This window comes from Aestuariirhabdus sp. LZHN29 (assembly GCF_049985285.1).
In the GTDB taxonomy this organism is placed as follows: Bacteria; Pseudomonadota; Gammaproteobacteria; order Pseudomonadales; family Aestuariirhabdaceae; genus Aestuariirhabdus.
On record NZ_JBNIEU010000001.1, the window covers coordinates 455,819 to 470,152 of the forward strand.

Sequence of the window (14,334 nt, forward strand, 5' to 3'; positions counted from 1 at the left end):
AGGCAGGGCCGCCGCGCCGCTGGATCAATCAGGTCCCGGCAGCGGGAACCACCAGCACTTTACCCTCGCGCTCGCCCGCTGCGGCGGCCGCCACCGCCTGCTTGATCTCGCTCAACCCGTACGTCGCTGCGACCCTGGCATGCAGCTTCCCGGCGGCAATCAACGCTGCCACCTCACCAAACACTTTCATTTTTTGTTCCGGTGAGGCCTGCTGGAACCAGCGCGCCAGCCAGAACCCCTTGAGCTGTATATCTTTGAACACCAGGTTAAGTGGGGCAACCTGGCACGGTTCCCGGCTCATGGCGCCATAGTTGACCAGTACGGCACCTTCGCCCAGGCAAGATGCCAGGCGATCGGTGGCGGCACCTCCCACTGCATCAATACCCAGCCTCGGCGCCTCGCCACCTGTTGCCTCCAACATGCGCTGGCGCAGGTCATCACCATCAACCAGCACCACATCAGCACCTTCCGCTTCAACGGCCGCCACTGCCGAGTCGCGCCGCACAACGTTGACGGTTTTAAACCCTCGCAGTTTGGCCAACTGGATTAAATACCCACCGACTCCCGAGTTAGCTGCGTTTTGAATCACCCAGTCGCCCGCCTTGAGGTCGACAAATTCACTGAGCATTAATGACGCGGTCGGGGGATTCACGGTCATCATCGCCAGCTGCTGCGGATCTGCATCGTTGGGCAGCGGAATCAGCTCTTTGGCCGCGGCGACGACATGGGACGACCAGGTCCCACATCCAACAGGCAACAATACCGTCTGCCCGATCGCTGGCCCTTTAAGCCCTTCAGCCAGCTCAACCACGCGCCCGACCCCTTCATTACCGCCCACGGCGGGCAGCGGCGGCAACATTCCGTATTCTCCCGTCAGAGTCAGGACATCGGAAGGGTTGATCGGCGCCGCCAGCACTTCGATCAAAACCTGCCCGCTTGACAGGGCGGGCTTATCCCACGACAGCGCTTCAATCGAGGACTCGGGGACAGGACCGCGTTCGGTGTATTGGGCTTTCAGCATGGGAACTCCATATTGTCTGGGAAAGGAACAGTGCCGTCATAGTACGCAAGCCCGGGGGTATCGGGCTAGCGGAGTCGCCCCCTCGCTCGGCGCTGAATGGCGCTCAATAAATGGCAGTGATGGGGAAAGGCGGCTTGTAGCGGTCCACTGGAACGGGACACTTATTCCCATTTACTCAAAGGCGCGGAGTAATGGGTAAGGGCAAGCAGGAGCGCGCCGGGATCTCCCTCGACAATCAACATATCCTTATGCGTCGCTGCTACGAAGCCCTGCTCGACCGTGTGCGATAAAAACGCCAGCAGCGCATCGTAATAGGCGCCAACATTAAACAGCGCACAGGGTTTGCAGTGGTCGCCCAGTTGCGCCCAGGTCCACACCTCAAACAGCTCCTCCAGCGTGCCTATGCCTCCCGGCATCGCGACAAAGGCATCCGCCAGCTGCGCCATGGTGGCCTTACGTTCGTGCATATCCTTCACGATATGCAATTGGGCCAGCCCCAGGTGTTGAATTTCGCGATCGCACAGGGATTGGGGCATCACCCCCACAGCACGCCCTCCGGCGCCAATCACCGCATCGGCAATAACCCCCATCAAACCCACTTTGCCGCCCCCGTAGACCAACTCATGGCCGGCAGCGACCAGCGCTCGCCCGAACGCCTGTGCTGATTCTGCGTAGAGCGGCACAGTGCCAAGGGCAGATCCACAAAAAACCGCAATCTTCATGGCGACCGACCTCTGTCAGGGCTCATTTGCATACCCCATTGGCGACACCCACCCTAACGATCAAGCACGTCATCCTTTACGCTATTAGCAATCACCATCACCTCGGCGATATCGGCTTCACTCACGCCCAGCTCACTCAGGGTAGCCCTCAGGTGGGTGACGACCGCGTTAAAGTGAGTCTCGTCCAGCTTCAGGTGAGCATGGGCCTCGCGCATCTGCTTGCCGGTGTACTCTACCGGACCACCAAACACCATGGTAAGAAACGCTTTCTGGCGGCGCGCCTGGGACTGCATATTGACGTTGCTAAAAAAGGACGCAATACGCTCATCGGCCATTACCTTGCGGTAAAACAGCTCAACCGCACGCTCAACCGCTGGGGCTCCACCAATCTTGTCATACAGGGACATCTCTCGCTCCTTCGAGCCACGACAACCTGCCCCTAAAGCTACGCCATCCTCCTGACGGTTTCCACTGTACCGGCAATATTTATATGACCCCATAAACAAAAAACCCGCGCCAGGCGCGGGTCAATAACACGAAAAGAGCTACTTGGGCAGCTCGCCCTGAACGCCCTCAACGTACCAGTTCAAAGAGAGCATCTCAGCATCGCTCATGGTAACGCCTTCAGCAACCACGACCTTGCCTTGCTGGTCCTTGATCGGGCCCTGGAAAGGATGGAAGCTACCATCCACTATTTTCGCCTTGGTAGCCTCTACCTGAGCGATTACATCCTTGGGAATGGCCGCATTATAAGGAGCCATCTTTACCATATCCGCCGCTATACCACCCCAGGTGTCCTCGGCTTTCCAAGTGCCATCGAGTACAGCCTTGGCCGTTTTCGTGTAGAAGCCGCCCCAATGCACAACGCTACCGGTCAGGTGCGCCCTGGGACCAAACGCCGTCATGTCAGAATCGTAACCAAAGGCGTACACACCCTTCTCTTCTGCAGCCTGTACCGGTGCCGGAGAGTCGGTATGCTGGTTGATAATGTCAGCACCCTGGGCGATCAGGGCTTCTGCCGCCTCGCGCTCTTTGGCGGGATCGTACCAGCTGTTCACCCACACCACTTTAACTTCAGCCTTGGGGTTGACGCTGCGCAGACCCAGGGTAAAGGCGTTGATGCCCTGCACCACCTCAGGAATCGGGAACGCGGCAACGTAGCCGATAATATTGGATTGGGTCATGTGGCCGGCGATAAGGCCGGTCAGGTAACGCCCCTCATAAAAACGCGCCGAGTAGGTGCCGACGTTCTTTGAGCGCTTGTAACCGGTGGCGTGCATAAAAGCCACTTTGGGGAAGCTCTTACCCACCTTCAAGGTCGGGTTCATGTAGCCGAAGCTGGTCGTAAACACCAGATCATGACTTTGGGCCAGTTGGCGAATAACGCGCTGGGAATCAGCACCCTCACTAACGCTTTCAACGTAGCTGGTTTCCACCTGCTCACCCAGCGCCGCTTCCATCTCTTTGCGACCCTCATCGTGTTCGAACGTCCAGCCGGCATCGCCTACCGGGCCTACGTAAACAAAACCCACTTTGAGTTTATCGGCCGCGAGGGCCGAGCCAGATACCGCTGCCACCAGCAGCAGCGAGGCCGCGCTGCGAAGCAGTCCCGCCGGGGTAAATCGAGTTTTCATTGCTATCTCCTTGAGATTGATTATTTCTAGGGTTCTCGCTGCGCTCGCTAGCAGGTCTGCTATCGGCTTATTGTGTTTTATGAAACGGTTTGCCTAACGACATTGGGGCAAACAGTTTGATTCGTGCCTGGTTGCTGGATAACAGTACCAGAACCAGTATCGTCGCCAAATAGGGTAGTGTTGCCAACAGGTTGGAGGAGACCGAGACACCCAACCCTTGCATCACCAGATGCATAATACTGGCGACGCCGAACAGGTAGGCACCGAGCAATACCCGACCCACGCGCCAGCTGGCGAACACCACCAGCGCCAAGGCAATCCAGCCGCGGCCTGCGGTCATATTGTCGGACCACAGCGGCGTGTACGCCAGCGATAGATAGGCACCGCCAAAACCCGCCATTGCACCGCCAAACATAACCGCCAGATAGCGCACCCGCATCACCGACAAACCAACCGCGACCGCCGATTCGGGGGACTCTCCGACCGCTTTTAGGATCAGTCCCGGTCGACTGCGATAGATAAATATGAATACCGCGCCAAACAGAACAAAGGAGAGATACACCAACGGGTCTTGGGCAAACAACGCCTTACCCACCAGGGGAATATCACTTAACACCGGAATCACCCAGGCTTCCATTCCCGTGAGCGGTTTGCCGACAAAACCGCTGCCCAGAAATGCGCTCAAGCCAGCGCCAAAAATAGTTAATGCGAGCCCGCTTGCGACCTGGTTCGCATTGAGGTTAAGCGCCAGGAACCCAAACAGCAGCGACATCAGCATACCCACGGCAATACCCGCAGCGACGCCAAACCATAGGTTCCCCGTAGTAAACGCGACACCGAAGCCAGCCATTGCGCCCATCAGCATCATCCCCTCCTGACCGAGGTTCAGCACGCCTGATTTTTCGCACACCAGCTCGCCCAGGGCCACGAGCAGTAGCGGTGTTCCTGTCCGCACCATGGCGAATAAAATATTGGTGATCAGGTCGATATCCATCGATCAGGCCTCGCTCGCCAGTGCGCCAGAGTCGGCACGCTGCCAACGAATGCGATACAGTATCAGAAAATCACAGGCCAGCAGGTAGAACAGTAATATCCCCTGAAACAACCCGCCGAGCGCCAGAGGCAGTCCCATCTCTATCTGCCCCATCTCACTGCCCATATACACCAGCGCCATCAACAAACTGGCGAGCAAGATGCCCACCGGATGCAAGCGCCCGAGAAAAGCCACAATGATGGCCGAGTAGCCGTAACCGGGCGACACGGTAGGTACCAACTGACCGATGGGGCCTGCCACCTCACTCACTCCGGCCAGCCCCGCCATGGCACCGCTGAAAAGCAGCACCAACAGCACAAGTCTCTTTTCCCTGAAGCCGGCGTAATGGGCGGCGCTGTTGTCGAGCCCCAACACTCGAATCTGGAAGCCCACAAAGGTACGACTGAGCACCACCCAGATCACAACCACGGCTAGCAAGGCCATCAGCGCCCCCAGATGCAGGCGGTAGCCCTCCATTAAAACAGGCAGCGTGGTGGCATCAGAAAACAGCGCCGATTCCGGAAAATTAAAACCCTGCGGATCTTTTAACGGCCCGTGCACGCCAAACAGCAACAGATTCAACGCGATGTAATTGAGCATGATGGTGGTGAGTATTTCGTTGGTGTTGAAATGGTTTTTCAACACCGCGGGTATCGCCGCCCACGCCATTCCGGCCAGGGCCCCGACCACCAGCACCAGCGGCAACGCCCAGCTCGAGCTTGATTCCAAAAACTGCAGCGCCATCCAGCCACCGATCAGCGCCCCCATCAGCAGCTGCCCCTCGGCGCCGATATTCCATACGTTTGCACGATAGCAGACGGCCAATCCTGTCGCGCATAACAATATGGGAGCGGCCTTGACACCCAACTCCGAGAGGCCATACAGATCGGCCACCGGCAGGACGAAAAAGGTATACAGCGCCTCAAGAGGTGCTTTGCCTTGCATCCAGAACAACACCGCTCCGGTCATCAGGGTCAACAACAGCGCCAGGAGTGGCGAGCAGTACGCCATCACCTGTGATTCCTGGGCGCGACGCTGGATACTAAGCGACATCGGAACTCTCCCCGGCGCTCTGCTCATCACCAAAATGACCCGCCATCCAACTACCCACCTGGGCAATGGAGACCGCACCCGTCTCCGCCATCGGCGAAAGGTGCCCATGACAAATGGCACAGATTCGATCGCTGAGTTCAAACAGCTCATCGAGATCTTCCGAAACGATCAGGATAGCCGCCCCCTTATTGCGCAGCTTGATCAGCTCCTTATGGATGGCAACCGCAGCGCCAATATCGACGCCCCAGGTCGGGTGGGAAGCGATCAGCAGGGTGGGGTGCTGCAAAATCTCGCGACCCATAATAAATTTTTGCAGGTTTCCACCCGATAGACTCTTGGCGGGAGCGTCGATGCCCGCGCACTTGACGTTAAACTGGTCGATAATCTGCTGGGCAAACTCGCGGGCTTTACGCCAATTGACCAGGCCATTACTGACCAGCCCCGAGCGCGCAGCCGTCAGCAGTCCGTTCTCCGTCAGACTCATATCCGGTACCGCCCCTCGCCCCAGGCGCTCTTCGGGCACAAATCCCAGCCCCTCTTCTCGGCGTTGGCCGGGATACATGTGGGCAATGTAGCCATGGGGAAGGCGGATCGCTTCGCGGTGAGTCTCCAGCGACTCCCCACTAAGCGCGGCCAGTAGCTCCTCCTGTCCATTACCGGCGACCCCGGCAATACCGACAATCTCCCCCGCCCGCACGTTCAGATTGACCGCCTTCAGGGAAACCCCGAAAGGGTCTTTCGAGGTTAGATTAAGATTACGAATGCTGAGGTATTCCTCGCCGCCAATGGCGCGATCATGAATCGCGCTGACCGGTGTGTCATCGCCGACCATAAGGCGAGCAATGCTTTCGGCAGTCTCTTGCGCCGGCACACACTCGCCGGTTACACGCCCTCCCCGGAGCACGGTCGCGTTATGGCACAGCGTCTGCACTTCGTTCAGCTTGTGGCTGATAAAAAGAATGCTGCAACCCTCCTGCGATAGCTGGCGCAGGGTCGTAAACAGCCCTTCGACCTCCTGTGGAGTGAGCACCGAGGTCGGCTCATCGAGAATCAGCAGGCGAATATCCTGAATCAGGCAACGGATAATTTCGACCCGTTGGCGCTCCCCTATCGACAACGTGTGTACCAACCGGTCCGGTTCCAGAGCCATCCCATAACGAACGGAAACATCACGAACCCGTGCGCCGAGTGCGGTCATATCCTTCGCCTCACCCGCATCAAGACAGAGCGCGATATTCTCGGTCACCGTCAGCGTTTCAAACAGGGAAAAATGCTGAAACACCATACCAATCCCCAAGTGGCGCGCAGCCGCGGGCTCACTGATCTCTACCGGCTGGCCATCCCAGAGGATACGACCCTCATCGGGGTGCATGACACCGTAGATCATCTTCATCAGGGTGCTTTTACCTGCCCCGTTCTCACCCAGCAGGGCATGAATTTCACCCGGCATGATATCGAGATCGACTCGGTCATTGGCCAGCACCCCGGGAAAGCGCTTGCTGATACCGCGCAGCGATACTCGAGGGGGAGTAGAAGAAGAAATTGTCATCGGTTTATTAGTGTTTCCATGCTCAATCCCGCCGCGTTCGCGACGAAACCGCAAATGCTATCCTAAACTGCAAGTCACGAAAAGGGATTGCGGTCGGTCATACCCGCCTGTTCAGGCTCCCGACCGCATCAAGAACCGAAACTATATCGCCACCGGTGCCTTGATATGGGGGTAGCACTCATAGTTAAGCAGTTCGAAATCGTCGAAGCCGAAGGCAAACAGGTCCTTCACCTCGGGGTTGATGCGCAAGGTCGGCAGCGGTAAGGGCTCGCGAGACAGCTGCAGATCCACCTGCTCCATGTGGTTGGAGTAGAGGTGCGCGTCGCCGAAGGTGTGGATAAACTCCCCCGGCTCCAGCCCGCATACCTGCGCCAGCATCAGGGTCAGTAACGAATAGGAGGCAATATTGAACGGCACGCCGAGGAAAATATCGGCGCTGCGCTGGTACAGCTGGCAGGAGAGCTTGCCCTCGCTGACATAGAACTGGAACAGGCAATGACAGGGGGGGAGCGCCTGTTTACCCTGCGCTGCGTTTTCCCTGGGAGAGAGGCTGACGTCCGGCAACACCACCGGATTCCAGGCACTGATAACCAACCTGCGCGAGGTCGGATTTTGTTGGATCTCCTTCACCAGCTCGCTGATCTGGTCGACCACCTCTCCATTTGGCCCCTCCCATGAGCGCCACTGCTTGCCGTACACTGGCCCCAGCTCTCCCTCCTCGGTCGCCCACTCATTCCATATACTAACGCCGTTGCGCTGCAGATAATCGATATTGGTGTCGCCCGCGAGGAACCAGAGCAGTTCGTGCACAATCGATTTCAGGTGGCACCTCTTGGTGGTCACCATAGGAAAACCCTTGGCCAGGTCGAAGCGCATCTGGTGGCCAAAAATACTGTAGGTACCAGTGCCGGTGCGGTCGCCCTTAAAGACCCCCCCCTCTTTCACGGTACGCATCAGGTCGAGATACTGTTTCATCGTTTACCTTTTTTCTTTCGTTTGTTAGAGGAGGCTGAGGCGTTGGAGGAGCGCTTCGTTCCCTGCTGCTCGAGCCAGGCGAGGTCATCCCGATTGAATCCATCCTGCAGCGGATAACGACGATACCCCCACAGCATCAACCCGCCTCCGAGCATCACCATGGGCAACGAAAGTAGCTGCCCCATGGTGAGCCAGTCGAAAGCAACAAAACCGAGCTGGGCGTCGGGTTCGCGGAAAAACTCCACCAGAATGCGGACGCTGCCATAACAGAGTAAAAACAGGCCTGAAACCGCCATCCGCGGACGAGGCTTGGACGAGAACCACCACAGTACCGCAAACAGAACCACACCCTCGAGGGCAAACTGGTACAGCTGCGAAGGGTGCCGAGCAAGCTGCAACGGATCCCGGGGAAACACCATCGCCCAAGGCACATCACCCGCGCGCCCCCAAAGCTCCCCACCAATAAAGTTACCGATACGGCCGGCTCCGAGCCCGAGCGGAATAAGCGGTGCGATAAAATCGGTCAACTGGAAAAAGGTTTTGCCGGTTTTGCGTCCGTACAGTGCCATAGCCGCCAACACGCCCAGCAACCCTCCATGGAAGGACATCCCGCCCTCCCAAATGTAAAACAGCCACAATGGATTTTGCAGAAAGTAATCCAGGTTATAAAACAGCACATAGCCACAACGCCCCCCGAGGATCACCCCCATGGCGATATAAAACACCAGATCACCCACCTGCTCCGGATGCCACAACCCGCCTGAGCGCCGAGCCCGATATTGACCCAGCCACCAACCGCCCACAAACCCCACCAGATACATCAGACCATACCAATGAATCTTAAGCGGCCCGACGGCCAGAGCGACCGGGTCAATATTGGGATATGCAATCACACAGAGTTCCTTAACGAGGTGTCGGGATAGCCCAGCGCAGTGACGATAAACTTGTCCAGTGCGCACAAAGCGGCCATTATCCCGTAATACCTGCCCGCTGCCCAGAGGCGCGGCGCAGATCACCGCGACAATTGAAACCGGATCACTCACTTTGTGCCTGATTGTATTTGACTACCATCCTGATAGCGCGCAGCCCCTGCGGCTGGCGGCTAATCGGGACGAGTTTTACCGGCGCCCCAGCCAGATGGCTCACCGCTGGGAGGAAGCCCCCTATCTGCTGGCTGGCCGCGACATGGAAAAAGGCGGTACCTGGCTAGGGCTTAGCGAAAGCGGCGACTTTGCGGCCGTCACCAACTTTCGCGAAGTTCCCGCCAGCGACGCCTCACGATCCCGGGGACAGCTCACTGCCGACTACCTCAAGAGTGCTCTCAGTGCCGAGGATTACCTGCATCAGCTGGCGAGGGATGCGGACCAGTATCCCGGCTTCAACCTGTTGCTGGGTGATCGACAAGGGCTCTACTTCTTTTCCAACCGGGAAAATCGCATCCGCTGCCTGCACCCCGGTCGCTACGGTCTCAGCAATCATCTGCTGGATACCCCCTGGCCGAAGTTGGTCGCCGCCAAGGCGAGGCTCGACAATGCCTTTAACCATACCCTGTTACAGCAGCTGCTACTCGACGACACCACCGCGGACGATACTTCCCTGCCGGATACAGGCATTGGGCAGGGCTGGGAGCGCCTGCTCAGTAGCTGCTTTATTCACAGCGAACACTACGGCACCCGCACCTGTAGCAGTCTGATCATCGAGGCCGACGGACAGGCCAGCCTACACGAGCAACACTTCGGCTCACACGGCATCGAGCTCGACCAGACTCACCACAATCTGCGCTTCCAGCGCCCCTGGCAACACGGCGCATAATTCCTGTACCCCACCTTCCGAGCTAGGCATAATGCGCCACTTTTCTGTCCCCTTCCGCTATCTGTAGTAAATGAGTTTCGAAGTGAATCGCCGTAATTTTCTCCAAGCCGCCAGCGCCGGCGCCGCCTGGCTTGCCGCCCCGGCTTTAGCCAAACCCGCCCTGGCCACCACATCCAGCGAACTCCCGCGCCACCTGAAACTGCACAACCCCTATACCGGAGAGCGGCTCAGCCAGCCGTTTTGGGATCAGGGAGCGTACCTCGATGACAGCCTGATGCAGTTCAGCCACCTGCTACGTGATTTTCACAGTGACGCCACCATGGCCGTCGATCCGCATCTGCTGAACCTACTCTATCGAGTCCAAAGCCGACTCGAAAACTTCAATGAGATACAGGTAATCTCGGCTTATCGCACCAAAGACACCAACCGTTTATTGCGGGAGCAGGGATTCAAGGTGTCCGACCACAGCCTGCACAGCAAGGCTCGCGCCGTGGATATTGTGCTCCCTGGCAGCAGCTTGCGCGATGTGCGTCGGGTGGCGATCGAACTTGCCAGCGGAGGCGTGGGGTTTTACCCCCGGCAGGGTTTTATTCATCTTGATACGGGACGGGTCCGCCGCTGGTGAGAACATCACCGGCACCCAAAAGGTCCGGGATACCGGTCCGGGGGCTTACCCCGATTGCGTCTTATTCATCTCGATAGGGAACCTGCCCGCTACCGGTGAGATAGCCATCCGCCAACTCAACCCGGTTGCGACCCTTGTCCTTGGCTTCGTACAGAGCCCCATCGGCACGGGCCAAGGCTCCATCGAGGGGCTCATGGGGTAGCCACTGAGTGACCCCGAAGCTACCGGTCAGATCGATACGAGCGCCCCCGCCCATCAGCGCAATTCGCTGAACGGCCAAACAGCATTTCTGCGCAATCGTGTGCGCTCCCTCGAGCGAGGTTTGGGGTAGGATCAACACAAACTCATCCCCCCCAAAACGCACCAACTGGTCGGAGTCACGACAAACATCCTGCAGCGTCAACGCCACCCGTTTGAGGGCTTCATCCCCCAGTGCGTGACCATAACGATCATTAAGCTCCTTAAAACGATCGATGTCGATTACACACACGCAGCAGTGCTGGTCCTGCTCCCGCCCACGCCGCAACTGACGGGCAATCACACTTAGGTAACGGCGGTTAAAAGCCCCAGTAAGCGCATCCGTCGACGCCTGCACTGCCAGCAACGCACGGCGACGGTCGCCGGCCAACAACTGTAAACTGATCTGGATCATGCCACCAATAAACAGCGCGCACAGCAGTGCCAGCATCATTAGCACCCAGGGGAGCTCTTCTCGCCAGCTGCGGATGGCCATGTCCTTCGATAGAGCCATCGCCGCCCAAAGGGGTTGCTCCGCGACCTGACTGGTAGCGACCAAAAGCGGCTCACCAACGCTTGCCCCATCGAGGTGGAAGCTGCGCGGGAAGGTAGACTGCTCACGGGCGGCATTGGGCAATACTTCACGTTGCCCGTAGCGGCGATCGGCACCGGGTAGCTGAAAATAGATCTCACCGTCATCTCCCGCCAACGCAAGTCTGGATCCGACAGGCAGAACGACACGATCATAGCGTGCAGCAAAACGGGGAAGACTCACCCACGCGACCAGGGTTCCAAGAGACTCCCCTTTCTCGTCCAGCATTTGTTGGCAGATGACGAAACCCCAACCTTCGCCACCGAAGGGAGAGCGCTGGGGGAGCCCAACACTAATGGCGGCATTTGGGGGCAATGACTGCAGATGGGGTTGGGCCCAGGGTTGCTGGTGAAGAGAGGGTGGGGGGTCTGGCCGATTCCAGTGCTTTACCCTACCCAGGGGGTCCAACACCAACAACTCATCCAGATAGTTTTGTCCCTGCAGCAACTGCTGCAGATTGTGTTGCAGCTCCGGTGACTGGGGAGATAGATCGCCGTGTTGCTCAAGAATAATCCGGGTGGCGTGAAACAGTTGGCGCGTACCGTACAAAACTCGTTCGGTATCTGCCGCCAAAAAGTCAGCAATGGGCTCCATTGAGCGAAGCTGATCATCCAGCAACTTCTCACCCTGCACCTGATAGCGACTCCAGCCCAGAGACAAGACCAGCCCCAACATCAGGCAGCCTGCTCCCCACACCAGCCAAAGACTGCGCCTAGTGTGCGAGTTCCCTTCATCCACCCACAGTGGTTCCATGCCTGTCTACCTGGCTTGCGGCCCAGCCGCAACGCGTTTAGAAGCCTGTTAATCCTCGCTCGTGCGAGGATTCGCCATCACCTTACCCAACCCCGCCTTGCGCATCGCCAACTCCATCGTGCTCTGAATCACGGAGGCGTTATCCATCGTAACCACCGCCTCCAACAACCCCTTCGCCCACTGCGCACTAATATTGCGTAGCACCCACTTGATGCGAGGAAGATTGGTTGCGTTCATAGACAGCACCTCATACCCCATCGCTACCAACAATACCGCAGCAGCAGGATCTCCCGCCATCTCGCCACAGACACTGACCGCAGCGCCCTCTGCACGCGCATCGCGCACAATGGATCGCAGTGCTGCCAGCACCGCAGGATGCATCGAGTGGTAAAGCTCCGCAACTCTCGGATTGTTGCGATCAACCGCCAGCAAATACTGGGTCAGGTCGTTGGTTCCCACCGAGAGAAAGTCCACCCGGCGAGAAAACTCCCGCACCAGATAAACCGCTGCGGGAACCTCGATCATCACCCCGACCGGGGGCAACTTTACATCCATGCCTTCGCTAACGACTTCACCGTGCGCCCGGTGAATCAGGTGCAGGGCCTCTTCGACCTCGGCCACGCTACAGACCATTGGCAACATAATGCGCAGGTTGTTGAGTCCCACACTAGCCTTGATCATCGCTCGCACCTGCACCAGAAAAATCTCGGGGTGATCGAGCGTCACCCTGATGCCCCTCCAGCCAAGGAAGGGATTATCCTCTTTTATCGGAAAATAGCTGAGCTCCTTGTCGCCGCCGATATCCAGTGTACGCATGGTCACCGGAAAGGGGGCAAACGCCTTCAGCTGCTCGCGATAGATCTCCTGCTGCTCTTTTTCACTCGGAAACCGCTCACGAATCATAAAGGGTACTTCGGTCCGGTATAGACCTACCCCTTCCGCCCCACGATCCAGGGAGCGCGCAACATCGGTCATCAGCCCGGTGTTTACCCACAGTGCAACCCGGGTTTCATCCGTGGTAATGCAGGGTTTGTCCCGTAACACGTCCAGCCCGGCAACAAACTCACGCTCCTGATCCACGACCTCCTGATAGTACTTGCGTAGTTCAACCGAAGGCGAAGGGTAAACTCGCCCCAGGTTGCCATCGATGATGAGCTCCATCCCGTTGATGCGGGTAAAGGGCAGATCAACCGCTCCCATCACCGTTGGTACGCCCATGGCGCGAGCAAGGATCGCCACATGGGAGTTACCCGAACCTTTGACCGACACCAGGCCTACCAACTTGTCCCGCGGAACCTCACCCAGCATCGCAGGCGTCAGCTCCTCACTGATCAGTACACAGCTATCGGGATAGACAACCTCTTTCGTTTGGTTCTGTTGCTGCAGGTGAGAAAGTACTCGCCGCCCCAGGTCCCGAATGTCGCTGGCACGCTCACGCAGGTAGGAGTCTTCCATCACCTCAAAGTTTTTGACGTGCTCCTCAATAACTTGCCGTAGCGCGCCCTGGGCCCACTGCCCCTGCTCAATAATGGCTCGAACCTCGGCACCAATGGCATTGTCATCCAACATGCCGCGGTAGACATCAAAGAGTGCAATCTCCTCCGGCGGCAAGCTAGGGGCGAGTTTTTTCGCCGTCGCCTTCATCTCCTTTCTTACCGCTTTGAGGGCGCGGCCCAACTGTTTGAGCTCTCGTTTGATATCGTCCGCTGGACGGTCAGGCACCGCACTCAGGTAGGCGGGGGGGGAGAGCACCACGGCTTCCCCAATAGCAACACCCGGGGCCCCGGCCACACCGACAAACCGGGTATCCTTGGTGGCACGCCCGGCCTCCTGTCGCGCCAACGAACCGGACGCCTCTGCGTGTGCGATAACCGCAGCCAACTGCGCAGACATAGTGACAAGGAACGACTCTTCGGTTTCATCGAAGAAACGGACCTCTTGCTGCTGCACCACCAGCACTCCGAGGATCGCCCGGTGGTGGATAATCGGGACCCCGAGAAAAGCATGGAAGCGCTCTTCGCCCGATTCTTTCAAGTAGCGATATTTAGGGTGAGACCCGGCATCTTGCAAATTGATCGGCTCTTCACGCAAGCCGACCTGACCGACCAGGCCCTCAGACCGTAGTAATTTCGTACCGATAGCGGACTGATTCAGCCCTTCAGAGGCCATCAAGGTATAGCAATTTTCATCACTATCGAAAAGAAACACCGAGCAGACCTCGGTTTTCATTGCCACCCGTACCTCGTGCACAATAATTTCCAGCGCCGCCTGTAAGGTCTTGGCAGCGTTCACTTTCTGGACTATCACACGCAGTATATTGAGCATCTA

The 14,334-nt window shown here is 57.9% G+C and carries 13 protein-coding genes; 2 read left to right on the top strand and 11 right to left on the bottom strand.

The genetic code is table 11. The features are described from left to right. Positions 1-28: 28 nt before the first annotated feature. From ACP3PW_RS02100 to lgt, 9 genes are all read right to left on the bottom strand, one after another. Positions 29-1,021, bottom strand: a complete 993-nt coding sequence (locus ACP3PW_RS02100) for a zinc-dependent alcohol dehydrogenase family protein (protein WP_426415002.1) — start codon at positions 1,019-1,021, stop codon at positions 29-31. 161 nt (positions 1,022-1,182) lie between these two features. Next, entirely contained in the window at positions 1,183-1,743 is a 561-nt protein-coding gene (locus ACP3PW_RS02105) for a TIGR00730 family Rossman fold protein (protein WP_426415003.1), read from the bottom strand. 53 nt (positions 1,744-1,796) lie between these two features. Then, positions 1,797-2,150, bottom strand: a complete 354-nt coding sequence (locus tag ACP3PW_RS02110) for a group I truncated hemoglobin (RefSeq protein ID WP_426415004.1) — start codon at positions 2,148-2,150, stop codon at positions 1,797-1,799. Between the two features lie 138 nt (positions 2,151-2,288). Then, on the bottom strand, positions 2,289-3,377 hold the full coding sequence (locus ACP3PW_RS02115; RefSeq protein ID WP_426415005.1) for a BMP family ABC transporter substrate-binding protein: 1,089 nt from the start codon (positions 3,375-3,377) through the stop codon (positions 2,289-2,291). Between the two features lie 67 nt (positions 3,378-3,444). Further along, on the bottom strand, positions 3,445-4,371 hold the full coding sequence (locus tag ACP3PW_RS02120; RefSeq protein ID WP_426415006.1) for an ABC transporter permease: 927 nt from the start codon (positions 4,369-4,371) through the stop codon (positions 3,445-3,447). A gap of 3 nt (positions 4,372-4,374) precedes the next feature. After that, positions 4,375-5,463, bottom strand: coding sequence for an ABC transporter permease (locus ACP3PW_RS02125; protein ID WP_426415007.1), 1,089 nt, complete (start codon positions 5,461-5,463; stop codon positions 4,375-4,377). Next, positions 5,453-7,012, bottom strand: coding sequence for an ABC transporter ATP-binding protein (locus ACP3PW_RS02130; protein ID WP_426415008.1), 1,560 nt, complete (start codon positions 7,010-7,012; stop codon positions 5,453-5,455). The genes ACP3PW_RS02125 and ACP3PW_RS02130 overlap by 11 nt, the downstream gene beginning before the upstream one ends. 141 nt (positions 7,013-7,153) lie before the next feature. After that, the gene (locus ACP3PW_RS02135) at positions 7,154-7,987 is read right to left on the bottom strand and encodes a thymidylate synthase (RefSeq protein ID WP_426415009.1); all 834 of its coding nucleotides are present in this window, start codon (positions 7,985-7,987) and stop codon (positions 7,154-7,156) included. Further along, a complete protein-coding gene (gene lgt, locus ACP3PW_RS02140) occupies positions 7,984-8,880 on the bottom strand; it encodes a prolipoprotein diacylglyceryl transferase (RefSeq protein ID WP_426415010.1) in 897 nt (298 codons plus the stop codon). Before lgt ends, ACP3PW_RS02135 begins: the two co-directional genes overlap by 4 nt. 151 nt (positions 8,881-9,031) lie before the next feature. On the opposite strand from lgt, the gene ACP3PW_RS02145 reads away from it, so the two are divergent. Together ACP3PW_RS02145 and ACP3PW_RS02150 are read left to right on the top strand one after the other, a co-directional pair. Beyond that, positions 9,032-9,799: an NRDE family protein gene (locus ACP3PW_RS02145; protein ID WP_426415011.1), complete on the top strand. Its 768-nt coding sequence runs from the start codon at positions 9,032-9,034 to the stop codon at positions 9,797-9,799. Between the two features lie 82 nt (positions 9,800-9,881). Further along, complete coding sequence (locus tag ACP3PW_RS02150; RefSeq protein WP_426415012.1) at positions 9,882-10,424, top strand: YcbK family protein; 543 nt, start codon at positions 9,882-9,884, stop codon at positions 10,422-10,424. A gap of 61 nt (positions 10,425-10,485) precedes the next feature. Here ACP3PW_RS02150 and ACP3PW_RS02155 read toward each other — a convergent pair whose 3' ends face one another. Together ACP3PW_RS02155 and ptsP are read right to left on the bottom strand one after the other, a co-directional pair. Next, positions 10,486-12,006: a sensor domain-containing diguanylate cyclase gene (locus ACP3PW_RS02155; RefSeq protein ID WP_426415013.1), complete on the bottom strand. Its 1,521-nt coding sequence runs from the start codon at positions 12,004-12,006 to the stop codon at positions 10,486-10,488. A gap of 48 nt (positions 12,007-12,054) precedes the next feature. Further along, complete coding sequence (gene ptsP / locus ACP3PW_RS02160) at positions 12,055-14,331, bottom strand: phosphoenolpyruvate--protein phosphotransferase (protein WP_426415014.1); 2,277 nt, start codon at positions 14,329-14,331, stop codon at positions 12,055-12,057. Positions 14,332-14,334 lie beyond the last annotated feature (3 nt).

Coding starts and splice junctions, on each gene's coding strand:
- ACP3PW_RS02100 (WP_426415002.1), bottom strand. CDS start 1,021: ATGCTGAAAGCCCAATACACCGAACGCGGTCCTGTCCCCGAGTCCTCG.
- ACP3PW_RS02105 (WP_426415003.1), bottom strand. CDS start 1,743: ATGAAGATTGCGGTTTTTTGTGGATCTGCCCTTGGCACTGTGCCGCTC.
- ACP3PW_RS02110 (WP_426415004.1), bottom strand. CDS start 2,150: ATGTCCCTGTATGACAAGATTGGTGGAGCCCCAGCGGTTGAGCGTGCG.
- ACP3PW_RS02115 (WP_426415005.1), bottom strand. CDS start 3,377: ATGAAAACTCGATTTACCCCGGCGGGACTGCTTCGCAGCGCGGCCTCG.
- ACP3PW_RS02120 (WP_426415006.1), bottom strand. CDS start 4,371: ATGGATATCGACCTGATCACCAATATTTTATTCGCCATGGTGCGGACA.
- ACP3PW_RS02125 (WP_426415007.1), bottom strand. CDS start 5,463: ATGTCGCTTAGTATCCAGCGTCGCGCCCAGGAATCACAGGTGATGGCG.
- ACP3PW_RS02130 (WP_426415008.1), bottom strand. CDS start 7,012: ATGACAATTTCTTCTTCTACTCCCCCTCGAGTATCGCTGCGCGGTATC.
- ACP3PW_RS02135 (WP_426415009.1), bottom strand. CDS start 7,987: ATGAAACAGTATCTCGACCTGATGCGTACCGTGAAAGAGGGGGGGGTC.
- ACP3PW_RS02155 (WP_426415013.1), bottom strand. CDS start 12,006: ATGGAACCACTGTGGGTGGATGAAGGGAACTCGCACACTAGGCGCAGT.
- ptsP (WP_426415014.1), bottom strand. CDS start 14,331: ATGCTCAATATACTGCGTGTGATAGTCCAGAAAGTGAACGCTGCCAAG.